The organism is Saccharothrix hoggarensis, assembly GCF_042678885.1.
Taxonomy (GTDB): Bacteria; Actinomycetota; Actinomycetes; order Mycobacteriales; family Pseudonocardiaceae; genus Actinosynnema; species Actinosynnema hoggarensis.
Window position 1 is genome coordinate 1 of sequence record NZ_JBHTLK010000288.1, and the last position, 7,774, is coordinate 7,774.

Consider the following 7,774-nt stretch of genomic DNA (forward strand, 5'->3'; position numbering starts at 1 on the left):
ATCTCGGCGTCGGCCAGGTCCGCGATCGACGGCCGGGCGATCACCCCCGCCTGGTGGGCGCGCCGAGCCCAGGCGCGGTCGGACACCGTCGCTTCCAGGCAGCCGCCGCGGCCGCACGGGCACGTGATCTCCGGGTCGCCCAGCGCCAGGTGCGCGACGCCGCCCGCCGCCGACCGCGCGCCCCGGTGCGTGCCGCCGCCGAGGTCGATCGCCGCGTCCACCACGTTGCCGACGAACAGGTGCACCAGCGACTCGTGGCGGCCCGCGGCGCCGAACAGCTGCTCCGCCCGCGCCAACGCCCGCGCGTGGCTGTCCGCCAGCACCGGCAGCCCGGTGCGGGCCGCGAGCAGGTCGCGCACGGGCACGTCCCGCCAGCCCAGCGAGGCGTGCTCGACCAGCACGCCCGCCTCGGTGTCGACCCAGCCGCCGGCGGCGACGCCCAGCCCGAGCGGCACGTGCCCCGGCAGGTGCTCGGCGTGCAGCCGCACCAGGCGGTCGGCGGCGGTCGCCAGCACGTCCCGGTGGTCGTCCGGGTCGCGGTGCGGCACGCGCAGCCGGGCCCGGACGCGTCCGCGCAGGTCCAGCAACGCCAGCGTGCAGTGCTCGTGGGCGATGTGGATGCCGGCCACCAGGTGGCGGCCGGTGTCCACGTCCACCGGCGTGTGCGGGCGGCCCACGCCCCCGTACGGCAGCGGCCCGGCCACCTCGGTGAGCAGGCCGAGACCGGCGAGCGCCGCGCAGTTGCGCGTCACCGCCGCCGGGCTCAGGCCGGTCAGCCGGGCGATGGTGGTGCGCGCGACCGGCCCGTGCCGCAGCACGGCGCCCATCAACGCCGCCGCGGCCGTCCCGCGCGGGCTCACGAGATCAGCGGCGGGCCGGACGGTGACAGCGCCGGGCCCACCGCCCGTGCCGCACCCGGCGTGCGCCCGCGGCCCCACCCGATGTCACGGCGGTAGCTGCCGAGCAGGCCCGTCCGCCGCAGGTGCTCCTCGTCGTGGGCGGAGGACTCCGCCGGCAGGGGGTGGGTGTGGGGCGCCACGAACAACGCGTCGGTCGGGCAGTTCGCCTCGCACTGGAAGCACGTCTGGCAGTCTTGCTGCCTGCTGATCACCGGCACGCCGTCCGCGCCGCGGTCGAACACGTTGGTGGGGCACACGGCGATGCACTTGTCGCAGGTGACGCACTGAGCGGCCGACACGAGCTCGATCACGCCGCCACCTCCCGCGGCCGGGCCCACACGTCGTCCAGACCGCCGGAGGTGATCCGGAAGTGCTGAGCGGGGTCCAGTTCGGGGAAGTCGAGCCGCTTGGCCATGCCCCGGCTCTCGCTGCGCGCCAACGCCGAGGTGTACATCCACCGGGCGTGCGCGACCATCGCCGCGGCCTGGCGCGCCCGCACCACGTCCGAGCCCTCGGCGCGCAGACCTGACCGCACCGCCGACCACGTGGCGTCGAGCTGCCCCAACGCCGCGCGCAGCACGTCACCGTGCCGCAGGTAGTTCTTGTCGTACGGCAGCACTTCGGCCTGGACGGCGCCCACGACCTCCGCCGCCGACACCGACGACGTCGCGCCGGTCGGGCGCAGCCCCGCGCCACCGGCGGCACGGACCGCGCGCCTCGCGGCGGACGGGCCGAGCGCGCGGGCGAACCGTGCGGCGGCCCGTCCCGACCACGACCCGGACGACATCGCCCACGCCGCGTTGTGGCTGCCACCACCGGTGAACCCGCCGCAGATCAGCTCCCTGGTCGCCGCGTCGCCCGCCGCGTAGAGGCCCGGCACGGTGGTCGCGCAGCCGTCGTCGACGATCCGGATGCCGCCGGTGCCGCGCACCGTGCCCTCGGCCAGCAGGGTCACCGCGAACGGCTGGGTGAACGGGTCGACGCCCAGCCGGTCGAAGGTGAGGAAGAAGTTCGGCTGCGCCAGCCGCATCGCCCTGCGGGCGGCCTCGTCGGCGCGGTCGAGCTTGCAGAACACCTTCTCCGAGGCCAACAACGTCCGCGCGATCACCGACCGGCCGCGTTGGCTGCCCGCGCCGTCGAGCACCGAGCCGTCCGCCCGGTAGAACGTGGCGTAGTTGTAGAACGCGGTCTTGGTGACCGACGTGTGCTCGGGCGCGATGCCGTAGGCGTTGGAGAACTCCATGCCGGACAGCTCCGCCCCGACCTCGGCGGCGAACAGCGCGCCGTCGCCGGTGTTGACGTCGCACCCCAACGCCTTGCTGAGGAACGCGCACCCGCCGGTCGCCAGCACCACCGCGCCGGCCCGCACCCGGAACGCCCGGTCGGCCTGCCGCTGGTACCCCGCCGCACCGGCCACCACGCCGTCGTCCGTCGTGAGCAGCTCGGTGACGGGGCTGTGGTCGAGGATCGCCACCCCGGCCCGGCGCACCCGGACGCGCTGCCGCCGCATGTACTCGGGCCCTTGCAGGCCGGTGCGCAGGGGCTTGCCGTCGGGGCCGACCGGGAACGGGTAGCGGCCCACGTCGGCCAGCTCGTTGACCCGGTCGTAGGTCTCGTCCAGCACCCTGGCCATCCAGCGCCGGTCCGCCAGGTACCCGCCCAGCGCCTCCCGGCTCGACATGGCCTTCTCCCGGGCCTCGGGCTCCGGCGGCACGTACCACACGCCGGTGCCGCCGGACGCCGTCGCGCCGCTGGTGCCGCAGTAACCCTTGTCCGCCAACACCACCGCCGCGCCTTCGTCGGCCGCCTTGAGCGCGGCCCACGTCGCCGCGGGACCTCCGCCGACGACCAGCACGTCCGCGTCGAGTTCGAGCGTCATGGGAAGCTCCTTTCCGTTGCGCGGGGTCAGGAACCGACGGGGACGCGCCAGGACGTGAACCGGCGTTCCAGGGCGACGAGCAGCTGGTTGAACACCACGCCGATGGCGGAGATCGTGATGATGCCCGCGTACATCTGGGGGATGGCGAAGTTGAACTGCGAGGCGTTGATCAGGTAGCCGAGCCCGGCCTTGGCGCCCACCATCTCCGCGGCGACCAGCACCAGGATCGACACCGCGCCGGCCAGCCGGATGCCGGTGAACACCGTGGGCACCGCGCCGGGCAGGATCACCTTCTGGAACAGCCGGAACCCCGAGAGGTCCACCGACCGGGCCAGCCGGAGCAAGGTCGGGTCGACACCGCGCACCGCGCTGATCGTGTTGAGCAGGATCGGCCAGGTGCAGGCGTAGAACACGATGGCGATCTTCGACGTCTCGCCGATGCCGAGCAGCAGCACGAACACCGGCAGCAACGCCAGCGCCGCCGTGTTGCGGAAGACCTCCAGCAGCGGCCCGAGCAGCGTCGCCACCGGCTTGTACCAGCCGATCACCAGGCCGAGCGGCACGGCCACCGCCACCGCGAGGCCGAACCCGGACAGCGACCGGGCCAGGCTCGCCCCGGTGTTGTCCACGAGCTGACCGCTCACGGCCAGCCGCCACCACGCGTCGACCACGGTCCAGAACGGCGGCAGGAACGTGGCGTCGACCAGGCCCAGCCGCGGCGCGGCCTCCCACACCGCCAGCAGCACGACGATCGCCGCCACCTTGCCGGTCGCCGTCACCAGCGCGTCGGCCACCCGGCGCGCCACCGACGGCTTCCTCAGGCGGTCCCGTCCGACGGCACGCGCCCCGTCCACGGCCGGTCGTGACTCCACCAGCGCGGTCATACCGCCGCCACCTCCTTCTCCTGTTGCTGGGCGCGGGAAACCTCGTCGTGCAGCAGCTCCCAGATCCGGTGCCGGTACCGCGCGAACCCGGTGCTCGAACGCAGGTCGACCCGGCCGGTGCGGTCGCCCAGCTCGATCGGGACGACCTCCTTGACCCGGCCCGGCCGCGACGTCAGCACCGCGACCCGCTGACCCAGGTAGACCGCCTCGTCGATGGAGTGCGTGATGAACACGACGGTCTTGCCGGTGCGCCGCCAGATGCGCAACAGCTCGTCCTGCAGGGACTCGCGGGTCTGCGCGTCCAGCGCCGCGAACGGCTCGTCCATCAGCAGCACGGTCGGGTCGTACGCCAGGCTGCGGGCGATCGCGACGCGCTGCCGCATGCCGCCGGACAGCTGGTGCGGGTGGCGGTCCTCGAAACCGCTGAGCCCCACCAGGTCCAGGAACTCGCGGGCCTTGCCCAGGCGTTCCCGCCTCGGCACGCCGGCCGCTTCCAGCCCGAACTCGACGTTGCCCTGCGCGGTGCGCCACGGCAGCAGCGCGTACTGCTGGAACACCACGCCCCGGTCCAGTCCCGGACCGGTGATCGGGACGCCGTCCAGCAGCACCTGGCCCTCGCTCGGCTCGGTCAGCCCGCCGAGCAGGTCCAGCAACGTGGACTTGCCGCAGCCGCTCGGCCCCACCAGGACCAGGAACTCGCCACGCTCCACGTCGAGGTCCACCCCGCGCACGGCGGTGAACTCGGTGCGGCGGCGGGACGCCCGGTCGCGCACCACGAACCGCTTGGTCACGTCGCGGAAGCTGATGTGGGTGCTCATGCCGCCACCCCGTTGAACTCGTTGGTGTAGAGGTCGGTGAGCCTGACCTGGTCCTTGGTGATCTCGCCGCGCTCGGCGAGCCAGTCCACCCACAGCGACAGCTCCTTGTCCACGATCCGGCCGCCCTTCTCGGCGACGCCGGTGGACCTCCAGTACCGCAGCGCGGCCGGGTCCTCGTTGCGCCCGCGCTTGGTGAGGATGTCGACCTTGCGCGCCACGACTTCGTCGCGCGGCGTCGTGCGGCTCCACTCGATGGCCTGCGCCACGCCGCTGACGAACGTCCGCACGGTGTTCGGGTTGTCCTTGAGGAACTTCTCGGTGAACACGTACGTGCCCGCGGTGAACGCGCCCAGCAGGTCGAAGTCGGAGAACAGCTTGCGCAGCCCGCCCTTCTCCAACGCCTTGTCGCGCAGGATGCCGCCGAGCACGCCGACCTCGATCTGGTTCTGCCGCACGGACTGCTCGATGTTGACCGGCGGCACCGCGATCGGCTCCACCTTCTTGATCTCGTCGGGGGACAGGCCGTTGCGCTTGAGGTAGATGCCGAGCATGGCCTCGTGGTGCGCGCCCAGCGTGTTCATGCCGACCTTCTTGCCGATCAGGTCGCGGGCGGACCTGATCGGGCTGTCCTCCAGCACGTAGAAGCCGCTGAACGCCGCCTCGTCGGAGCCGTAGTAGCCGATCACCGACTTGATCGGGGCGCCGGCGGCCTTGAGCTTGACGACCGCGCCGTTGAACGCGCCGCCGAAGTCGACCTGGCCGGTGGCGGCGGACTGGATGTCCTGCGGGCCGCTGGTGGTGTTGCCGACCCACTCCAGCCTCACGTCGCCGAGGTAGCCGAGGTCGGCGGCCAGTTCGGGCAGCGTCACGTCGCCCGCCCAGCCCTGGTAGCGCAGCGTCCTGGTCTCGGCGCCGCCGCCGGCCCCCGCGGGGGAGCAGCCGACCGCGGCCGCCGTCAGGCCGAAGAGGGTGAGGCCGAGGAAGTTCCGTCGCGTGCTGGTCACGGCGAATCCTTTGCTGGGTAAAAGCGGGCAGGCCGAAATAGCGGGCTTCGGCGCCCGAGTGAGGGAGGAGAATGGTGGCGGGTTCAGCGACCGGCGCGACAGAGCGCGCCGGCTTGGCGTCGGAGATCGACGTGCCGGCGCGAGGTGAGGTTGACGGCGTTGCTCACGGCCCAGAGCCTCACACCCAGGTCAGGCGGGGTCAACGGGCTCGGCGGTCGTCCCACATCATGGAGCCGGCGGTCCGCCGCGCTGGACACCGGCCACTTCTTTGTCCGGCGCAACGAAGTGCCGGGACGGGTCGCGGGTGTCAACCGCGTCCGCGTGCTGGGACGACTTAATTCACGGCCGCGCATTGTTGTGCCCGTTCCGCGCGACTGCCCATCGTGAAGTGCGAACGCATTCTCACGAGAGGACATCGGCGATGACCGCACAGCTTTCCGACACGATCACCGTCCACCGGCTCGGCGCGGGCATCGGCGCGCGGGTCGACGGCGTCCGGCTGGGCGGCGACCTGTCCGAGGGCGCCGTCGCGACCGTCCGGGACGCGCTGCTGGCCAACAAGGTCGTGTTCTTCCGCGGCCAGGAGCACCTGGACGACGCGGGCCAGCTCGCCTTCGCCCGGCTGCTCGGCGAGCCGACGCTGGCCCACCCGACCGTCAAGGGGCGCGAGCACGCCAACGTGCTGCCGATCGACTCCGACTACGGCAAGGCCAACAGCTGGCACACCGACGTCACGTTCGTCGACCGCGTGCCCGCGATCAGCATCCTGCGCGCGGTCGAGCTGCCGCCCTACGGCGGCAACACGGTGTGGGCCAACACGGTGCGCGCCTACGAGGAGCTGCCGCCGGCGCTGAAGGCGTTGGTGGACCGGCTGTGGGCGGTGCACAGCAACGTCTACGACTACGCCGGGCACGTGGACTCGACCCGCATCGGCGGCGTGGACGTGAAGGAGGAGTCCTATCGGGACGAGTTCCAGGCGCAGCGCTACGAGACCGAGCACCCGGTGGTGCGCGTGCACCCGGAGACCGGCGAGCGGGCGTTGCTGCTCGGCCACTTCGTCAAGCGGATCGTGGGCCTGACGTCCGCGGAGTCGCACACGGTCTACCGCCTGCTCCAGGACCGGGTGACCCGGCTGGAGAACACCGTGCGCTGGCAGTGGGCCGACGGCGACGTGGCGATCTGGGACAACCGCGCCACCCAGCACTACGGCGTCGCCGACTACGACGACGCCCGCCGCCGCCTGCACCGCATCACCATCGCGGGCGACGTCCCGGTCAGCGTGGACGGCGTCACGAGCACCACGGTCGTCGGCGACGCGACCCACTTCTCCGCCGTCTGACGCCGCTCGGCCCGGCACCGGTGGCACGGCGGTCGCGCCCGCCCGGACGCGACCGCCGACCCCGGAAACCGGGGCGTTCGATCCCACCTCCATCGTGGACGCGGGAAGACGATCACCGCGGCCGGGGTGGGCGGGCACGTGGAGATCGGAGTGGTGGTGCCGCCCGGCACCGGGAACGCGGTGGACACGCCGGAGGACGGCCGCCACAGCGCGGGAACGGGTCCGTGCGGGTGTGGTCCCGGCCGGCGCCCGGCGCGGAGTGGACCGCGCCGGGCGCCATCACGGCGAGCCGATGGCGGCGCGAGGGTCGTCAGTCGACCCACAGGCTGACGCTCGCCCGCAGCTGGCCGCCCTCACGGGGTTGGAGGACCCTGGCCGGGGTGCCGTTGCAGCCCAGGTTCGAGTAGATCTCGACCGGCTCATCGGTGTTGTTGTAGACGTGGGGCCGCTCCCCGCTCTCCAGGATCACCACGTAGCAGCCCTCGGGGTCGTGGTAGTCCTCGTCGCCGACGTACAGGACGCCGGTGGCGGCGCTCGCTGTGCCGGCGCTCATCATGAAGGCCGCGACCATCGCGGTCACGAGTGAGATTGCTCGTCGCATGACTTGCCTCCTTCGGACAAAACGGACGCACGGCCGTGCAAGGCGAGGATGCCGCCGCCGGTGATCCTCATGCGTGTCCGACGCGTCGTCACTCATTGGGGGACAAGTCGATGTCCGCCGGTCGTGGTCGGTCACGGGCGGTGCCGCGTCCGACCGCCGGGCGCCGTCTCAACCGGAGTGGGGCGGTCGCCCTCCCGGTGCGATCTCGCCCGACCCGCGGCGGACGAGCGTGGCCGGGACGACGGCGTGCGCGGGCGGGGACTGGTCGCCCTCGATGCGCTTGAAGATCAGCTCGGCGGCTTTGCGGCCGAGGGCGGGGACGTCCTGGCGCAGGACGGTGACGCCGGGTT

10 protein-coding genes are annotated in these 7,774 nt (G+C 72.9%); 1 reads left to right on the forward strand and 9 read right to left on the reverse strand.

Translation table 11 applies throughout. From position 1 onward, the window contains the following. The 7 genes from ACFQ3T_RS32410 to ACFQ3T_RS32440 all read right to left on the reverse strand — a co-directional run. A partial coding sequence (locus tag ACFQ3T_RS32410; RefSeq protein ID WP_380729248.1) for an ROK family transcriptional regulator occupies positions 1-860 on the reverse strand: 860 nt, incomplete at its 3' end. After that, positions 857-1,210 (reverse strand): 4Fe-4S dicluster domain-containing protein, encoded by a 354-nt coding sequence (locus ACFQ3T_RS32415; RefSeq protein ID WP_380729250.1) that lies wholly within the window; start codon positions 1,208-1,210, stop codon positions 857-859. The genes ACFQ3T_RS32415 and ACFQ3T_RS32410, both read right to left, overlap by 4 nt. After that, positions 1,207-2,778, reverse strand: a complete 1,572-nt coding sequence (locus ACFQ3T_RS32420; RefSeq protein ID WP_380729252.1) for an FAD-binding protein — start codon at positions 2,776-2,778, stop codon at positions 1,207-1,209. Before ACFQ3T_RS32420 ends, ACFQ3T_RS32415 begins: the two co-directional genes overlap by 4 nt. 26 nt (positions 2,779-2,804) lie before the next feature. Further along, complete coding sequence (locus ACFQ3T_RS32425; protein ID WP_380729253.1) at positions 2,805-3,662, reverse strand: ABC transporter permease; 858 nt, start codon at positions 3,660-3,662, stop codon at positions 2,805-2,807. Beyond that, entirely contained in the window at positions 3,659-4,480 is an 822-nt protein-coding gene (locus tag ACFQ3T_RS32430) for an ABC transporter ATP-binding protein (protein WP_380729255.1), read from the reverse strand. The genes ACFQ3T_RS32425 and ACFQ3T_RS32430 overlap by 4 nt, the downstream gene beginning before the upstream one ends. Further along, positions 4,477-5,484, reverse strand: a complete 1,008-nt coding sequence (locus ACFQ3T_RS32435) for an ABC transporter substrate-binding protein (RefSeq protein ID WP_380729257.1) — start codon at positions 5,482-5,484, stop codon at positions 4,477-4,479. Before ACFQ3T_RS32435 ends, ACFQ3T_RS32430 begins: the two co-directional genes overlap by 4 nt. Positions 5,485-5,567: 83 nt before the next feature. Continuing rightward, positions 5,568-5,900, reverse strand: a complete 333-nt coding sequence (locus ACFQ3T_RS32440; protein WP_380729259.1) for a putative leader peptide — start codon at positions 5,898-5,900, stop codon at positions 5,568-5,570. 5 nt (positions 5,901-5,905) lie between these two features. Between ACFQ3T_RS32440 and ACFQ3T_RS32445 the strand changes: the two genes are divergently transcribed. After that, positions 5,906-6,823 carry a TauD/TfdA dioxygenase family protein gene (locus ACFQ3T_RS32445; protein WP_380729261.1) on the forward strand — a complete coding sequence of 306 codons (918 nt, stop codon included), beginning with the start codon at positions 5,906-5,908 and terminating at the stop codon, positions 6,821-6,823. Positions 6,824-7,133: 310 nt separating this feature from the next. Here the strand turns inward: ACFQ3T_RS32445 and ACFQ3T_RS32450 are convergent, their stop codons facing one another. Then, a complete protein-coding gene (locus ACFQ3T_RS32450; protein WP_380729262.1) occupies positions 7,134-7,424 on the reverse strand; it encodes a hypothetical protein in 291 nt (96 codons plus the stop codon). 168 nt (positions 7,425-7,592) lie between these two features. Then, positions 7,593-7,774 (reverse strand): substrate-binding domain-containing protein (locus ACFQ3T_RS32455; RefSeq protein ID WP_380729264.1); only part of this gene is annotated, 182 nt, incomplete at its 5' end.